The 15,636-nt window shown below is 36.1% G+C and carries 13 protein-coding genes and 2 pseudogenes; 9 read left to right on the forward strand and 6 right to left on the reverse strand.

Annotation, left to right across the window (positions count from 1 at the left end; translation table 11 throughout):
* Positions 1–38 precede the first annotated feature (38 nt).
* Both ESP02_RS04225 and ESP02_RS04230 read right to left on the reverse strand, forming a co-directional pair.
* Complete coding sequence (locus ESP02_RS04225) at positions 39–524, reverse strand: hypothetical protein (RefSeq protein WP_025478505.1); 486 nt, start codon at positions 522–524, stop codon at positions 39–41.
* Positions 525–661: 137 nt separating this feature from the next.
* Positions 662–877: a DUF378 domain-containing protein gene (locus tag ESP02_RS04230; RefSeq protein WP_002289418.1), complete on the reverse strand. Its 216-nt coding sequence runs from the start codon at positions 875–877 to the stop codon at positions 662–664.
* 578 nt (positions 878–1,455) lie between these two features.
* Between ESP02_RS04230 and ESP02_RS04235 the strand changes: the two genes are divergently transcribed.
* Positions 1,456–2,265 carry a glycerophosphodiester phosphodiesterase family protein gene (locus tag ESP02_RS04235; RefSeq protein ID WP_029682531.1) on the forward strand — a complete coding sequence of 270 codons (810 nt, stop codon included), beginning with the start codon at positions 1,456–1,458 and terminating at the stop codon, positions 2,263–2,265.
* A gap of 77 nt (positions 2,266–2,342) precedes the next feature.
* On the opposite strand, the gene ESP02_RS04240 is transcribed toward ESP02_RS04235, so the two are convergent.
* On the reverse strand, positions 2,343–3,269 hold the full coding sequence (locus tag ESP02_RS04240; protein WP_002374610.1) for a transcriptional regulator: 927 nt from the start codon (positions 3,267–3,269) through the stop codon (positions 2,343–2,345).
* 208 nt (positions 3,270–3,477) lie between these two features.
* Between ESP02_RS04240 and ESP02_RS04245 the strand changes: the two genes are divergently transcribed.
* The 4 genes from ESP02_RS04245 to ESP02_RS04260 all read left to right on the forward strand — a co-directional run bounded on the left by ESP02_RS04245 (position 3,478) and on the right by ESP02_RS04260 (position 8,300).
* The gene (locus ESP02_RS04245) at positions 3,478–4,722 is read left to right on the forward strand and encodes an ABC transporter substrate-binding protein (RefSeq protein ID WP_038398959.1); all 1,245 of its coding nucleotides are present in this window, start codon (positions 3,478–3,480) and stop codon (positions 4,720–4,722) included.
* A gap of 99 nt (positions 4,723–4,821) precedes the next feature.
* Positions 4,822–5,649, forward strand: coding sequence for a carbohydrate ABC transporter permease (locus ESP02_RS04250; RefSeq protein ID WP_373307767.1), 828 nt, complete (start codon positions 4,822–4,824; stop codon positions 5,647–5,649).
* A 10-nt stretch (positions 5,650–5,659) separates the two neighbouring features.
* Positions 5,660–6,490: a carbohydrate ABC transporter permease gene (locus ESP02_RS04255; RefSeq protein ID WP_002374616.1), complete on the forward strand. Its 831-nt coding sequence runs from the start codon at positions 5,660–5,662 to the stop codon at positions 6,488–6,490.
* Positions 6,491–6,506: 16 nt separating this feature from the next.
* A complete protein-coding gene (locus ESP02_RS04260; RefSeq protein ID WP_002374618.1) occupies positions 6,507–8,300 on the forward strand; it encodes a glycoside hydrolase family 2 protein in 1,794 nt (597 codons plus the stop codon).
* A 165-nt stretch (positions 8,301–8,465) separates the two neighbouring features.
* Here the strand turns inward: ESP02_RS04260 and ESP02_RS04265 are convergent, their stop codons facing one another.
* The gene (locus tag ESP02_RS04265) at positions 8,466–9,353 is read right to left on the reverse strand and encodes a peptidyl-prolyl cis-trans isomerase (RefSeq protein WP_002374620.1); all 888 of its coding nucleotides are present in this window, start codon (positions 9,351–9,353) and stop codon (positions 8,466–8,468) included.
* 180 nt (positions 9,354–9,533) lie between these two features.
* Between ESP02_RS04265 and ESP02_RS04270 the strand changes: the two are divergent.
* Positions 9,534–9,915: pseudogene (locus ESP02_RS04270) on the forward strand (abortive infection protein); the annotation flags it as partial.
* A 184-nt stretch (positions 9,916–10,099) separates the two neighbouring features.
* Here the strand turns inward: ESP02_RS04270 and ESP02_RS04275 are convergent.
* Positions 10,100–10,291, reverse strand: a pseudogene (locus ESP02_RS04275) (hypothetical protein); the annotation flags it as partial.
* 1,224 nt (positions 10,292–11,515) lie between these two features.
* Between ESP02_RS04275 and ESP02_RS04285 the strand changes: the two are divergent.
* From ESP02_RS04285 to ESP02_RS04295, 3 genes are all read left to right on the forward strand, one after another.
* Positions 11,516–12,022, forward strand: a complete 507-nt coding sequence (locus tag ESP02_RS04285) for a cysteine hydrolase family protein (protein ID WP_002374631.1) — start codon at positions 11,516–11,518, stop codon at positions 12,020–12,022.
* A gap of 168 nt (positions 12,023–12,190) precedes the next feature.
* Positions 12,191–14,104: an alpha/beta fold hydrolase gene (locus ESP02_RS04290; protein ID WP_002374633.1), complete on the forward strand. Its 1,914-nt coding sequence runs from the start codon at positions 12,191–12,193 to the stop codon at positions 14,102–14,104.
* A gap of 4 nt (positions 14,105–14,108) precedes the next feature.
* Positions 14,109–15,110 (forward strand): alpha/beta hydrolase, encoded by a 1,002-nt coding sequence (locus ESP02_RS04295; protein ID WP_002374634.1) that lies wholly within the window; start codon positions 14,109–14,111, stop codon positions 15,108–15,110.
* A gap of 245 nt (positions 15,111–15,355) precedes the next feature.
* On the opposite strand, the gene ESP02_RS04300 is transcribed toward ESP02_RS04295, so the two are convergent.
* Positions 15,356–15,562 (reverse strand): DUF3955 domain-containing protein, encoded by a 207-nt coding sequence (locus ESP02_RS04300; RefSeq protein ID WP_002296638.1) that lies wholly within the window; start codon positions 15,560–15,562, stop codon positions 15,356–15,358.
* Positions 15,563–15,636 lie beyond the last annotated feature (74 nt).

The raw sequence follows: 15,636 nt of genomic DNA on the forward strand, positions 1-15,636 counted from the left end.
CACAATGAGCAGACAGAAATGTGAAACTTTCTATATCATCAAAACAGTGTGCCGTACGCATCAGTAATCGAAATCACTCCATCTGGGGACACTCGATAGAAACCGACACTTCCTGATCCTCCTTGGGCACGAGTCTGCTTGCTAGAAGTCGTGAACAAATAATCTTTATCGATTTTTTGATAAAAGCTAGTAACGATATCTTCACTTTGTAATTCGGAACGATGAGCAATAAGAAATAGAAGTGCTTCATCAGAGTTTTCCAATGGAAGAGAAGGTTCAGTTCTTTCCTGCATTTCAGATGTTGAAGAAATGGGAGACGACTGAATGCTTGATTGGCTATATTGCGAATCTACATTACTAGTAGAAGTATTAGTAATGGAAGCAGTAGAAGTACTTTTAGTCGAACCGACTTCAGTTGTTGAATTGGTTAGTGAAGATTCATCGAGAGAATTCTTTGTAGCATTTCCACAGGCTGAAAAAAGTAGTGCAACCCCCAACAATCCTATGTAAAGCCCTTTATTCATGATGGTACCTCCTAAGATAGATTATCTTAATTCAGTATACCACTTCCCGTGTGGAATCAGATGACTTCAAATGAAAAAACCTTCCCACTAATGGGAAGGTTCATGAAGATAATAGCTTTTTTAATAATTATAGCTTTCTAATATCTTTCATCAACTTTTCTAGTAATCATAGGGAAAAATTTCAAGCAGTAGATCGCACAAATACCTACGACGATATAAATGATCTTCGCAAAAATAGTTGTTGAACCACCAGCAATCATAGCTACTAAATCAAGTTCGAACAAGCCTACCAACAGCCAGTTCAGCCCTCCCACAATCAATAAAGTTAATGCAATAGCATCTAAAGTTTTCATTAGAATTCTCCTTTCTTAAATGATAAAATAATTATATATCAAAAAGAGAAACATTGCTTATATAACGCTCAGGAATTTTAGCGAATGATGCAAAAAGAGGAAAAATAAGTAAAAGTATCGCAGATAATGCCTTCAATCAAAAAAGAAATCGACTTACAAAACGACTGATTTTCAACATTGACAGTCAGAAATACTTGATGAGCTCCGATGAGGAATGACTTGCGGACTCACTTATCCATAAAATAAACGATAGCCTTCTCGAAAACTCGAGAAGGCTATCTGACGATTCAATATTCATTAATTTAAAGTTTCGGTGACTATTACTAACTATTACTTATTTCTCATTTAAACGATGTATTCCCTAACCTCTAATACATCCTTGTAACTCTGAAGTTACGCCAGTTTTGAATAAATTTCATAAAAACAAATGAAAAGTGTCGCATAAAAATATCTTTCGTGTTTCTTTAGTATAACAGAATAAGAAGAAAAAGTCCATAAGGGATATTTTTAGCTCATTTTAAAATAACTTTTTAATCAGGTTTAAGTTTGCTATACTTGTTTTTGAGGTGATTTGGCAAGTGAAAAAAAAGATTGGAATAGTAATATTATTCACTGTTTTATTAACAGGATGTGTTTCATTAGCGAATAATTGGTTGGAACATGAAGGAACTTACTTAGTGGCTCATCGTGGTGCACACGTTATTGCGCCTGAGAATACGGTGGAGAGTATCCATCAAGCAAAAATATTAGGCTACCAAGCAGTCGAAATTGATGTTCGGACAAGTAGAGACGGCGTGAATTTTTTGATGCATGATGACACATTGGATCGAACAACAGATGGAACGGGGAAACCAGAGACATACACGATTAAACAACTAAAGAAGTTTAATTTAGATACGAAAAACTATCCAGAATACGTAAATAAAAAAGTTAAGATACCTACTTTTGAAGAAGCCGTAAAGGAAATCAAAAAAAATAACTTGATTGTCAATGTGGATGGTTCAAAAGGAAACTGGCAGGATGAACATTTTGTGAATGACATCGTAAACACGCTAAAACAAAATAATGTGTATGAACGTTCATTTTTTGTACTGACGGATAAAAAGATCCGAGACGAAGTCGTAAAGAATCATCCTGACTGCACAGTATCTTGGTTATATGACCAAAAAAATAAACTTGAAGATGAGATTGAACAAGTAAAAAGTTATAAAAAAGCGTTGCTCTCAGTATCTAATGATGCTGCTACAGAAGAAACAATCAATAAACTAAATAAATCTGGAATCGAGTATCAAGTGTATGGTGTGAATGACGTTAAACGATTTGAAGTGTTAAAAAAATCATCCGTTCCAATCGTAGAAACGGATGAAATCAATCCTAGTGATTTATAAAAATAGAATAATTAATTATGTCCGTTTCTTTTAAAGAAGCGGATATTTTAATGGAATGAATACCATTTATCGAGAAATCAATGTTTTTCTTTTTGTGAATAATAAAGATCAACTACAATATTTTGAGGGTGGTTACCGAAATGGCGCCCAAAAATCGTCAATCCGCCTTTGTTCTTAGCCTCTTTGTCGACACCGATTCTGAATTTGATAAAAGGGGAGTGCTGCAGTTTTAAATCAGAGAGATTGATTATTGATAGCTGCTCTCCATCTATCCCGGTGTCTTTTGTATTGATGCGCAAGTGCTTTAACATACCGTATTGGCTGAAGCGACTGTCCCACCAGTCAGGCGTCAATCTTCCGCGGACGTCGGAGTAATTGCCTTTGGCGGTCCAAGTGCCAACTTTTACATCATTGATATAAAAGGAAATGTCGCTTGGCCAGTTGTTGTTGGAAACTGGGAATTTAGAAGAAAGCTCTAGAGAAATATCCAATAGTTCCGGTTGATCAGAAGCTTCTAAAGGATTAGGAAAAATATATTCTACATACCCATCTGAAAACCACAAAAGGGAAGCATCGACTCGTTCGTTTGATACGAATGAACGCAAGTCATCCATTTTTCCAATCACTTTTTCAGGACTAGCTAATCCGCAAGAAGGCTGCACAGAAAAATCCGAAAAATAACCCAAAGCAATCTCGTGGCTCTTTTTTTTATAAGGGAGATAGATTTGTTGAGGGAAGTGGATTTCTATTTTGTCCACGGATAAAGAATAAATCTTCTTTCGATTGTCTTCCTCCACTTCGCTAAGTTCCAAAAGAGAAATAAGTGAAGCTTCTTCAAGAACTTTCAAGTGCCGAGAGATGATGGCTTTGCTTAAATTCATTTGTTGGGCTAGTTCACTAGAAGTCTGCGGTTTTTGTGCTAGTTTATCCAATATGATTAATCGAGTTTCTGCTGATAGTGCCTTGTAAACAAGAAGTGAATCTAGATCAAGGGAGAGTTCCATGGCGGATCTCCTTTCTTTTTATTTCGTTTCAAGTTTACTATATATAGAACTTTTGTACAAACCAAATGTAAATATAAACCATTTAGTTTACTGTTTTTAATCCTTTTAATATCCTTTTGACAGCGTTTTCTTTCATGTGTTATGATTTAATAAACAAGTTGTTTGATAAAAAGTAAACGAAAGAGTTGACTAAAAAGGAGAGAGGAAAATGAAGTTAAGAAAACAATGGATGGCATTATCTGTAGCAACACTTGTAACAACCGGTTTAGCTGCTTGCGGTGAGGGAAATACTTCTTCAGGAAACAAAAATGAGATTCTTTTATGGTCTTCTGCTACGGGACCAGATGGGGAGAAGATAAAAAAGAATATCGACGAATATAATCGAACAAACCCCGATTTCCCTGTAAAATTTGTTTCAATGGCTGCTGATACATTTACTTCTCGGCTCACTACTGCTGGAAAATCAGGAAGAGGAGTCCCAGATATTGCGCTTGTTGCATCCGAAGCCCTTCCTACTTATAAGAATCAGGACATGCTTGAAACTTGGAATGAAATGATAGCGGATACAGAATTAAAAAAAGAGAATTATGTAGAAATTGCTTGGGAAGTAGGAAAATTAGAAGAGGATCAATATGGTATCCCAGCAACGATGGGCTCGTGGATCATGTATTACAATAAGGATCTAGTAGAAAAATACCATCCTCAAGCGTTAGATGATGAGATCATCACCTACCAAGAGATAGAAGAAGCCGGACAAAAAGCAAAAGAAGATGGGATATATAGTTATGGGTATACTTGGGGGATGCAGAACTATTCGAACCTTTATCAGCAGATGGGAGGAGAATGGCTAGACAGCGGGAATAACATCGATATAAACAATGAACATTCGTATCGAACAGTAGAAGAATTCAAAAAGCTTCATGATAATAAGTTGATGGTTCCAGAAGGTGAGGATGCAAATAAATTATTTTTGAATCAAAGACTCCTCTTCTTACCAGAAGGAACGTGGATGTTGGGACAAATGGAAAAAATTAGTGATTTTCAATGGGGAGCGACCTTCACACCACAATGGGATGCAGAAAATCTTGTTCAAGGAACAGGTGTTGATCAATTCGCAATGTTCAAAACGAGAGAGGAACGTTCGGACGATAAAAAAGCTGGTATGGTCGAATTTTTGACTTGGTTGCAAAGCAATCAATTGGAATGGATCAAATCAGGAGCAAACCCTACTTCATTAGCTATGTTAGAGAATGAATCGTATACGGATATGCCTCAATCATTTTTATTGGCGACTGAAAAGGGTCAGGAAGCTTTATCGGTAAACGATCAAGATGGTCTTTCTTATGTATTTGCTGAGTATGATAATCGTTCTTGGAATATGATTACCGGAAAGGCGGATATTAAAGAAACTTTTGAAGAAATCCAAAAAGTAGTGGATGAAAAAATGAAGTAACCGAAAGAAATCGAACAAATCTGAAGTGAGAGGAGTGCACAAATATTGAAGAACAAAGGGAAAATAAGTGTGTGGCCTGCTTTATTTATTGGTCCGCATATGCTTTTATTTGTCCTATTTTTTCTTATTCTAGCAATGATTGGTATTTACGTATCAATGACAGAATGGAATCTATACAGTCAGCCTGTATTTGTTGGATTAGATAACTTTCGGACGTTGCTATGGGATACAGATTCTATTTATCATACTCAATTCATCAATGGATTCAAAAACACGATGCTTTTTGCTTTACTGTCAGTTCCGCTATGTATCGTGATTCCATTAGGTTTAGCCGCAGCGTTATCAGCTAAACCAAGACTTGCCCGTTTTTTTCAATCCATTCTTTACTTGCCTACATTATTCGCTATTTCAGCTGTAATGATCATCTGGGGGTTTTTACTTAGTCTTTCTTTTGGACCTATCAAAGAGCTCTTTGGATTTGATGTTCATTTAACAGGTACGCAACCATGGGCTTGGTTAGCGATAGTAGCTGTAACGATTTGGTGGACAGCAGGAGGTAATCTCATCATCTATACTGCAGCGCTTAGCAATGTTTCCCGAGAATTGCTAGAAGCAGCAGAGTTGGATGGTGCAAACAACGTCACTAAATTTTTCAAGATTTCTCTCCCGTCTATCAAAAATCAATTGTTGTTTACGACAGTTATGACGACGATTGCTCAGTTTAATATTTATGGGCAGCCTTTGATGCTGACAGGGGGTGGCCCAAATAATTCAACACGCGTCTTGATGATGTATATTCAGGAAAATGCTTTTGGAAGCAGTACATCAGTAGCGGGAATGTCCTCCGCGATGGCTGTTCTTTTAGGGTTAGCTATCATGATCGTATCTATATTCCAGTTTGTAAGCATGAAAAAACTAGAAAAGTAGAGGACAGAAAATGAAAGAAAATAAACTAGGTAAAAAAATCGCTTTTTTCTTGCTTCTAGCTGTTTGTATCATTTGGTTGTTCCCTTTGATCTGGGCTGTCTTCACTTCCTTCAAACCAGAAATGGAGATCCAAGCAACAGGTTTCAGTTTGTTACCACAGCAATGGACTTTAGCAAACTATTTGCAGCTGATGGGTAATGAATCGTCTCCCGTTTTTCGATGGTTTGTCAATTCGCTGATTATTTCACTTTCGCATATGCTATTAGTACTTTTTATCGTATCTATGTCTGCATACGGCTATACTCGTCTATCTTTTAAAGGTCGAGAGGTGATTTTTTCTCTTCTTTTAGGCACGATGATGTTTCCAACAGTAATGAATCTTATCCCTAATTTTAAGATCATTGATATGCTTGGTTGGACGAATACGTTTATGGCTGTCATCGTTCCTGGTGCAGCAGGTGTCTACAATATTTTTTTAGTGAGGCAATTTATTCTTGGAATCCCAAAAGAGCTAGACGAATCGGCAGTTGTTGATGGAGCAAATGAATTTCAAATCTTTTATTATATCATCCTGCCTTTGATCAAACCTATTTTGACAGTCGTTGCTTTATTCAGTTTTACCAGTTCATGGAATGATTTTCTTTGGCCTTCTATCGTTATCAATGATATAGATAAATTGCCAATTACACCAGGATTACAGCTGCTGCAAGGTCAATATCTGACCTACCCAGGGATAGGTGCTGCAGGCGCGTTGTTGGCGCTTGTTCCTACATTCGCACTTTATTTAGTCGCACAGAAAAGCTTTATGAAATCAATGTCCCTACAAAGCGGGATCAAGTAAAGGAAGGTACGTTTTGATGAATAAAACCGAGTATCCAAGACCACAATTTGTTAGAAAAAAATGGCAGAATCTGAATGGAGAATGGCTTTTTGCGTTTGATGATCAATGTGTTGGAATGAAAGAAAAATGGGGGAGCCATCCGAAATATTATGATCAGAAAATCCTTGTTCCTTTTGTATATCAATGCCTGGAAAGTGGGATAAATGATCAAACGCCTCATGATATTGTTTGGTACTACCGTGAATTTGACATAAACAAACAGGATGGTCAGAGAGCAATCCTTCATTTTGGCGCTGTAGATTATTATGCGGATATATTTGTGAACGGACATCATGTCGGACGACATAGCGGTGGACATACCTCTTTTTCGTTTGATATAACCGATTATTTGACAAATGAAAAGCATCAGCAACTATCAGTAAGAGCAGAAGATCCTCATAAAGATGAGAGTATTCCGCGCGGAAAGCAATTTTGGCAAGAAAAACCTGAGGGAATCTGGTACACCAATTCAACGGGTATATGGCAAACTGTCTGGCTGGAAGTGGTGGAAGATGTTTATTTTTCTCACTTGAGATTCACCACACTATTCGATGAAGGAAAAGTTGTAGCTGAGTTGGAACTAAATGAATTTAGAGAAGGATTAACTGTCGATTGCTGTATTGCTTTTAAAGGGAGAATTGTCGCAAAATTGTCCCATTCTTTTGTCGAAAAAAGAGTCATACTGACTGTTGACCTGTTGCAGAACTATATTTTTCGAACCAATTTCCATCATGAAGGTTGGTCTTGGACACCAGAGACACCCAATTTATTTGATGTAGAATTTGTATTGAAGCAAAAAGAAAACATAAAAGATGTTGTTTCCAGCTATTTTGGTCTGAGAAAGATACATCAAGAAAACGGAATGATTTATCTTAACAATAAACCGTACTATCAGAAGCTAATATTGGATCAAGGATATTGGCCAACTGGTTTAATGACTGCCCCGACTGATGATGCATTAGCAAAAGATATCCAAGTCGCAAAAGAAATGGGGTTTAACGGCTGCCGCAAACACCAAAAGACGGAAGATCCCAGATTCCTCTATTGGGCGGATAAACTTGGCTACCTTGTTTGGGGAGAATGTGCGGCACCTGCTGTGTTTACACATGATTCCAGCAAACGTTTGATGCAGGAATGGACAGAAATCGTTGATCGCGATTATAATCATCCGTGTATTGTTACATGGGTACCGATCAATGAAAGCTGGGGAGTACCTAAAATTTCGTTTGACCGCCAGCAACAGCATTTTTCCCAATCGCTGTACCATTATCTGCATAGTCTGGATACGACTCGTCTTGTTATTTCAAATGATGGCTGGGCAATGACGGAGACAGATATTTGTGCCATCCATCATTATGGACATGGAGAGGAAAAAGAGGAAGATAAGTATCAAGATTTCGTCACAACCTTAAGTACAAGAGAAGATTTGCTTAATCGACCGTCTACTCCGTGGCCAATATTTGCTAACGGGTTTATATATCAAGGTCAGCCCATTTTGTTGACCGAATTCGGCGGCATTGGTTTTGATTTTTCTGGGCAAAAAGGTTGGGGATATACCTCTGTGAAAAATGAGATTGATTTCATCAAAAACTACCGGCGAATCATAAATGCTGTATATAGATCAAAGGGGCTTTGGGGATTTTGTTATACGCAATTGACAGATGTAGAACAAGAAATCAATGGCTTGTTGACCTATGATCGACAACCAAAATGTGACTTGAAGGAAATAAAAAAAATCAATAATTCTTTCCGTACGCCGTACCTAGAATAATAATAAAACAGACGACAGAGGCAGTGAAAACAGTGTTCTGTTCTGAATATTAGAGAAGCAAAACAGAAAAATAGCTACTTAAATTTTATTGTTTTTGAATACTATTTATTCAAATAAGGGGATGTGCCATCACTTTTGCCACATCCCCAATTGGGTCAAACTTGTTTAGTTGAATATATTTTTTACATAAGGATCTTTAATAGTTACATTGTCTTTTTTCATCACTTTATGGATTGTTTTGTCCATGAATTCCGTATCAAGAGTTTTTGTTTCCGTGGCGATTTTTTCTAGCTCTGATTTGTATTTATCTTTATTGGAACCTTTATCCTGTTTTTTTACCATTTTTACTAGATAATAGCTTTGCTGATAAGTCGTTGGATCTGTTACAGGAATGATATCAGAAACTTCCCCGTTGTTTAATTGAAATGCTGCTTTTTTTACTTCAGTAGGAATCCCTGGATTGGTTGAATCAAAATTCATTTTTCCATCAGTTTCCTTTAGTGTTTTATTTTTTCCATAAGCTTGAACAAGCTTGGAGAAATTTTCCCCTTCGTTTGCTTCTTTTTTTGCTTTATCTGCTTCTTCTTTAGTCGAAAATGGGATGATCTGTGTACTAACTTCTGGATGGAATTCTTTCCAAGCAGTGTCTAGCTCTTTATCTGTTAATTTTACATTGGCTTTCAAACCGTACTGGAAATCCAGCATCTGTTTCAAAAGTTTCTTATATGTCTCTTCCGTTTGGCCAACTGCTTTTAATTGTTCCTTGTAGTTTGGACCAAGTTTTTTGATTTGTTCATTATATTCTTTTGTTACTTCCTTTGAAGAAATCTCTTTTCCGTATACATCATCAAATGCTTTGAAGACGATCATTTTTTTTAATAGTGTTTGATTGTTTGATTTAACTTTTGGGTTATCATAAAAATCCTGAACTGTAAGTGTTCCACCTTTAAACGTTGCAATTGTTTCATTGGACTTGCGACAACCTGAGAATAGCAAAATAGCAAATGCTGAAAGGCACATAATCAGTAGTTGTTTTTTCAAAAAATTTCCCATCCTTTCCTTATTAAAGACAGTCTAACAGAAGAACCAGGCAGACAGTCTTTCATTTTCGTAAGGTTGCTGTAGATATTCTTAGTTCGTAAAAATCTTTTCTCTCTATGAGGGAGAACATTTACATAGTTTTCACGAGACAAGAAAGGGGTTGTTACACTTAATATAAAGGAGGGATGAAAGATGATCAGGATTATTCGGTTGATTGTATCTGTTTTAATAGTCTTAGTTGGTTTTGTTTCAGGTATTCTTGTCAATAATGCACTTGCGGATATGTTTCTTGGAGGTAGTGAATGGATTGGAGCAATTGCTGGTACGGTTGGACATTTAGTTGTTTTTTTACTAGCTTTATTTCTTGCTAGTAAGGTAGAAGGGAAAAAAGTGGAATGGTATTTCTGGACGAGGAAAAGACTGGGGATATTTAGTGGGAGGTCTCGTTGTTGGAATTGGAGTGTTTCTGCTTATTACTAGTCCATTATATTTGATGGGAGCGTATCGGTTAGATTCAGGAAACGCAAATATTGTGCCGCTGATCACGAGTTTTATTTTATTTATTGCGGTGGGACTCTATGCATATAAAACAAAGCGGATGAAGAAATACACTGCTGTTTATCAATAACTATATAGCTATTAATGATTATCCATATTTAAAATGTTATATGGAGATCAACAGAGTATACTTTAGTACCTGCTATAAGCAACAAAAAGTCCCTTCTAATAAAAGAGACTTTGAAGTTATTTATTTTTTTTTTTTTGGATTTCCTGTAAATTGAAAAAGCTTCAAGAAGACTTAAAAACAATACCGTATAGAAACCAGAAACTATAAAGTCTTTATTTAGTAAATATTCAACAGAAATTCCGATAATACTACCTAACAACAAATTGATTAGAAGGGAAAGATAAGGATGTTTTTCGTAGAATAAATCTATTTTAGCTTTCATAGGTTCTCCTTTTGTATTATTTACTCTATTTTATAATCAGTGGTCACAGCTCTTCTCGCTCTGTCATAGCCAGTTCGTTTGTAAAATCCTACCCAGCTATTACAATTTTTGTTTTATAGTCGAGCGATTGCATTTACTGGGATATTGCCATGCTTCCCACGTTGCAACATTAGCACGAGCTTTTGTTTCCATTTTTACTATCATAAGATGACCGTTCTCGTCTTTTCTATAGATACATTCAAGTTATCATCGTTAGAATAACTAGTATTTTCGATGATATTTTGTTCGCTAGCAAAAACAATTCCAGTTGGGAGAATTGTTGATCCAAAAGTTAGTAACAAGGTTGATAATAGCAAACTTTTTAATAATGTTTTTTCTTGATGTCCGCCTCTTAAAATAAATTGTAATATACGTATTTACGAATTTAATATAACATGTGACTTGTTTTAAAAGAGAAAAAATCACAAACAGTTGTTTTGAAGTCATAATCGCTAGTGTCATTTGACGTGCTAGTAAACAGAATGTATTGCCTAAAAATTATCCTTTAGACGAAAGAAACAAAAATTAGTTGTATCTATTTTAATTATTATGATACAGGCAGCAGAGCATACGTTTTTGATGTTTTTAATACTTGAGAAATTTCATAGTAAGTAAGGTACCTACTGGTTCAAAAAGATGTGGACATTGATCTATTAGTATAGAAGTAATTGATTGATTTTATTAAAACTCGACATAAAAGCTTTAAAAAGAGACATGGAAAATAAAGAAAAGAATTAGTGATAGAATGATAGTATAATAATTTTTACTTCATAAGATAACAACTGCTCAGTAGTCAACTGAAAGCGGTTGTTTTTTGTTTTCTCTATCTTTTCAAGATATCTTCTATAAATGGTTTTTCTTTAAACATGCCAACGTTTTGCACGTCTAGAAGACGAGCAACCAGAACCTGTATATAATTTAATCATGATACATTCCTCCATAGCTAAATATTTATGAAATAATAACATGAAGAAATAGTCGAAAAATGCCATTTAGAGGTGTAAAATAAGAAAATGTTGTCACGTATAAAGGAACGAACGAGATAAGAAATGCTATCAAAGGAACCCCAATAAAAAAATCAGAAAATGGAATATATTTTTTTGATTTCTAACCATAAAATGGAAAATAGTAGTAAACGAAACATCATTAGAAGAAAGAACTAGAAAAAAGAAAGAAGGCATACGTATGTCAAACACAGCCGACGCATTAGTAGTGATCGATTTACAAAAAGGGGTATGTTTTGATTCTTCGCCGATACACGAATTAGAAACAGTGACAGCATTAGTGAATAAAAGAATCAAAACATACGAAACGATTGGAAAGCCAGTTATTTTCGTTCAACACGAAGATGATCAATTAGTACCAGGAACAAAACCATGGGAGCTATTGTCGGAATTATCTATTCCTGAACACAGTTATTTTGTGAGAAAAACCCATGCGAATTCATTTTATAAGACTAATCTGAGTATGTTATTAACTGAATTGGACTGTCATTCGATCGAATTATGTGGGGCACAAACAGAGTATTGTATAGATACGACTGTGAAGTTTGCTCATGGATTAGGATACCAGCTTATGATGTGCAGAGGAGCAGCGACGACTTATGATCATCCTTTTATGAAAGCAAAGGAAACAATCGCCTTTTACGAGAAAATTTGGGATAAACGATTTCTGACATTTTTGGAGCAATAAGTTATTTCATCGTTTAAAGAAAAGCAGAATGGATACTGGTTTATCCATTCTGCTTTGTTACGTAAATTGAGAAAATGATCCTGTTCTATTTTTATGGGATAAACCGTTTATTTTTTGTATAAAAAATGTTTGCGTTTACATATAATTCTCCTAGAATCATAAAAAGGAGTGAATCGATTGAGAACAAAACAAGTGTTAAAGGGAGCGTTGGTCGTCTTATTTGCTGTAAGTACAAATGTCCCGCAATGGTCAGTATATGGAGAGAGTATCTTTTCCGAATCGGGATCTAGGGAGGTCGAAACCATGGAAACAACTGATGCTAGAAATGAAACGAAATCGAGTACTTCACAAACAGAAACAAGTACTGAAACAACGGCTGAGACATCTGTTACTAGCTCAGATCAAGAAACGACCGCTACCACAGATAACCAACAAACAGATGAAGCAACAGCTACAAAAACGCCAAACGACGAATCCTCTTCTGCTAAAGCAAATGACAAAGAGAATGAGTCAGAAAATGATGATATCGGTAAAGGCGAAAATTTCAATGGTAAAAAATATTTGAATTACTTCGGTAAACAGATGACAGAAATACTTAATGGACCAGCAGAAGACATCAAGTCAAAATTAATAAAGTTATTAGTCACTGAGCTTGCTGTTAATGATTATGGTGTAGATAAAGAGATTATCAAACATCTGATTGCTACTTATCTATTGTATGATATCGCTTTTTCTAAAAATAGTGTGTTGATGTCGATGCTTGGAGGTACAGATGATGGTACGACGCCTGCAGAAAACACAGACTTCTATCCAAATACAAAACAACTTCATCAAACTGTACTAAACAAACAAGACGGCAAAATGATGGATGTGTATGCTTACTATGTCGACCGGGGTTCAGATAAAACAGTCATGATCCATGGCGGATTTCGTGGGAATTGGAATAATGGAATCGTTACAGAAGAATACAATGATTTTTATAAGGCAGGGTATAATTTATTATTTGTTGATTCCAGAGCGACTGGTAACAGTGGAGGCGATTATGTAACCTATGGACAATATGAATCAGATGATGTCCTTTACTGGATCAATCAAGAAGTTCGAGAACGTCCATCTCAAAAGATCCTGCTGTATGGTGGTTCCATGGGAGCAGCTACGATGATGTCTGTATTAGCAAAAGATATACCAGTCAATGTCAAAGGAATTATTGAAAATTGCGGATTTGCATCAATCGATGAACAACTACGTTTTACGTATAGCCAGACAGTAGTTCCCGCATTACCGGATGCCATAAAAAATCAGTTAGACATCATTGGGGATCAAGAGCATGAAGATTTGTTTATGGGGCTTTTGAAACAATATTATTTTGATCAGGAGATGCATTTGGATCCAACAGCCGCTCTACCTACGATTGGGATGTCTGGTTCATTGCCTAAATTGATCATCCATGGAACGGCAGATGATGTAGTACCTGTGTCTAACGCGCAAAAATTATATGAGTTAGCAGGAGGATATAAAGACCTTTTACTGGTAGAAGGAGCAGGGCATGGAAAGGCACAGGAAGTTGACCATGCTGCCTACACGAAACATGTAACGGACTTTTTGAAAGTAGTGTTCCATGATCAGATAAACGTAAAGTATGTGGATGAAAACAATAAAAGTCTACTCAAAGACCAGGACGAAATCCAGCTTTACGGAGCTTATGGAGAGAATTATGCGACAGAGCAAAAGACATTCGAAGGATACGAATTAGCAAATGTTGAAGGACCGACTGAAGGGGTTTTTAACGAAACGATACCAACTATTATTTACCATTACAAAAAAATCCCAGTAGCTCCACCAAAAAAACAAGATCCGACAGAGAATGCAGACAATAAGGGAAAGAATGAACCTCGAGATGATCAATCAAGTGATGATACGCAACCGATTCAGATGACAGTGAAAGTACAAAAAAAGACAGATACAAAAAAAAGAATGTTGCCGAAAACTGGAGAAAAGAAACATTCGCTTCTCATTTATTCAGGTGGATTTTTGTCTGCTAGCACGATTATCACATGGATTTGGCGAAGAAAGAGAGGGTAAATGAATGAAGTGGTTCAAGCGAATAGTGATTGCAGTGCCAGTTATCATCGTAGTTATTTTAGTCACTGTATTTTTGATTAATCAAATCACACCAAAGCCGATTAGTTTGCTTGTTAGAAAACAATTTGACACAAGTGAAAAAGAACAAGTATATGCCAGACCAGACGATTTCCAACAAAAAATCAAACAAATCGATAGAAATAAAGAAATATCTTATCCTTCAAAGTACAAAAACAATCATATGGATATCTACACACCGAAAACGGAGAAGAAAAAGTTGCCAATCCTTTTCTGGATGCATGGAGGCGCATATGTAGGAGGGGATAAAAACGATTGTCGTGATTATTTGGAATATCTATGTTCAGACACGCAGCAGATCGTCGTAAATATTGATTATGAACGATCGCCTGAAGCAAAGCATCCTACACCAGTTATCCAATTGAATGAAGCCATTCAAGCAGCCAAAAAAGAGATAAGAGAGCAAGCGGATTGGTCGAATATTTCGATTGGTGGCGATTCAGCAGGCGCACAAATTAGCGGAGAGTATTTGTTAGCACTTCAAAACGAAGAAATCAAAAAAGCCGATCAACTTGGTCCAACTTTGGAGAATAAGCAGATCACAAAATTTGTTTCTTTGTCTGGACTACTAGACCCTTCTGCATTTACCCAAGTAAGTGATAAGATTTCTAGCTTTCTTTATGCAAAATGTGGATGGGCTTATTTTGATAATAAGAACTTTGATCGTTTAGAAGAGGTCAAACATTTAGCTTTAGCTAGACATACAGACCATTGGACGCAAAAAATATTCTTGACGGACGGAAACACAAATACGTTTACGAAACAAATGGAACAAACAGCCTCTATATTTGAAAAAGCAGGAGTGGAAGTCACAAAAGCAGACTATACGGAGAAAAATGTTGTCTTGAACCATGAATATCAGTTTGATTTTAGTAATAAACAAGCACAAGAAACATACCAAAAATTAGTAGCATTTTTCAAGGAATAAACGCTCATGATGTAAAAGAGGATGTGAAGAAGCTGCTTAGTTCCGAATCAGAAGGAACTAAGCAGCTTCTCATGTTTGATGAATAGTGGGACTTGTGACTGAAGAGCTTGTAGGTACCGTATATCAGCTCTCGCGAAAAAGATGTTCAGCCTATTGTCAAAAGGTTGTCTATGGAAAAATTTTATTTGGAATAAGGGAAGGTGATACGATTTTTTTCACGGTCTCTTTTACGTAAATTTTATAAGTCAGATTTGTTGTTTCGATCGTTTAAAAAAGGCAACAAATCCGAATCCAGCGGAGGCAAGAAGAGACAAAAAACCGAGTGGTAAGCAAAAGAATGCTGGTTCTACTAATATTCCGTTGTTATTGATATAAGGCTGGGAACAAAGATGAATAGCAAATAAAATCAATGCACTAGCGAAAAAAAGCAAAGAAATATGAATAGCTTTCATACGCAGCACCTCCTTTTTTATAATTATAGGATAGATAGATTAAGAATCCATAAATGTGACAAGTTTGTTAGAAT

The organism is Enterococcus sp. NBRC 3427, from assembly GCF_007996925.1.
GTDB lineage: Bacteria > Bacillota > Bacilli > Lactobacillales > Enterococcaceae > Enterococcus_B > Enterococcus_B lactis.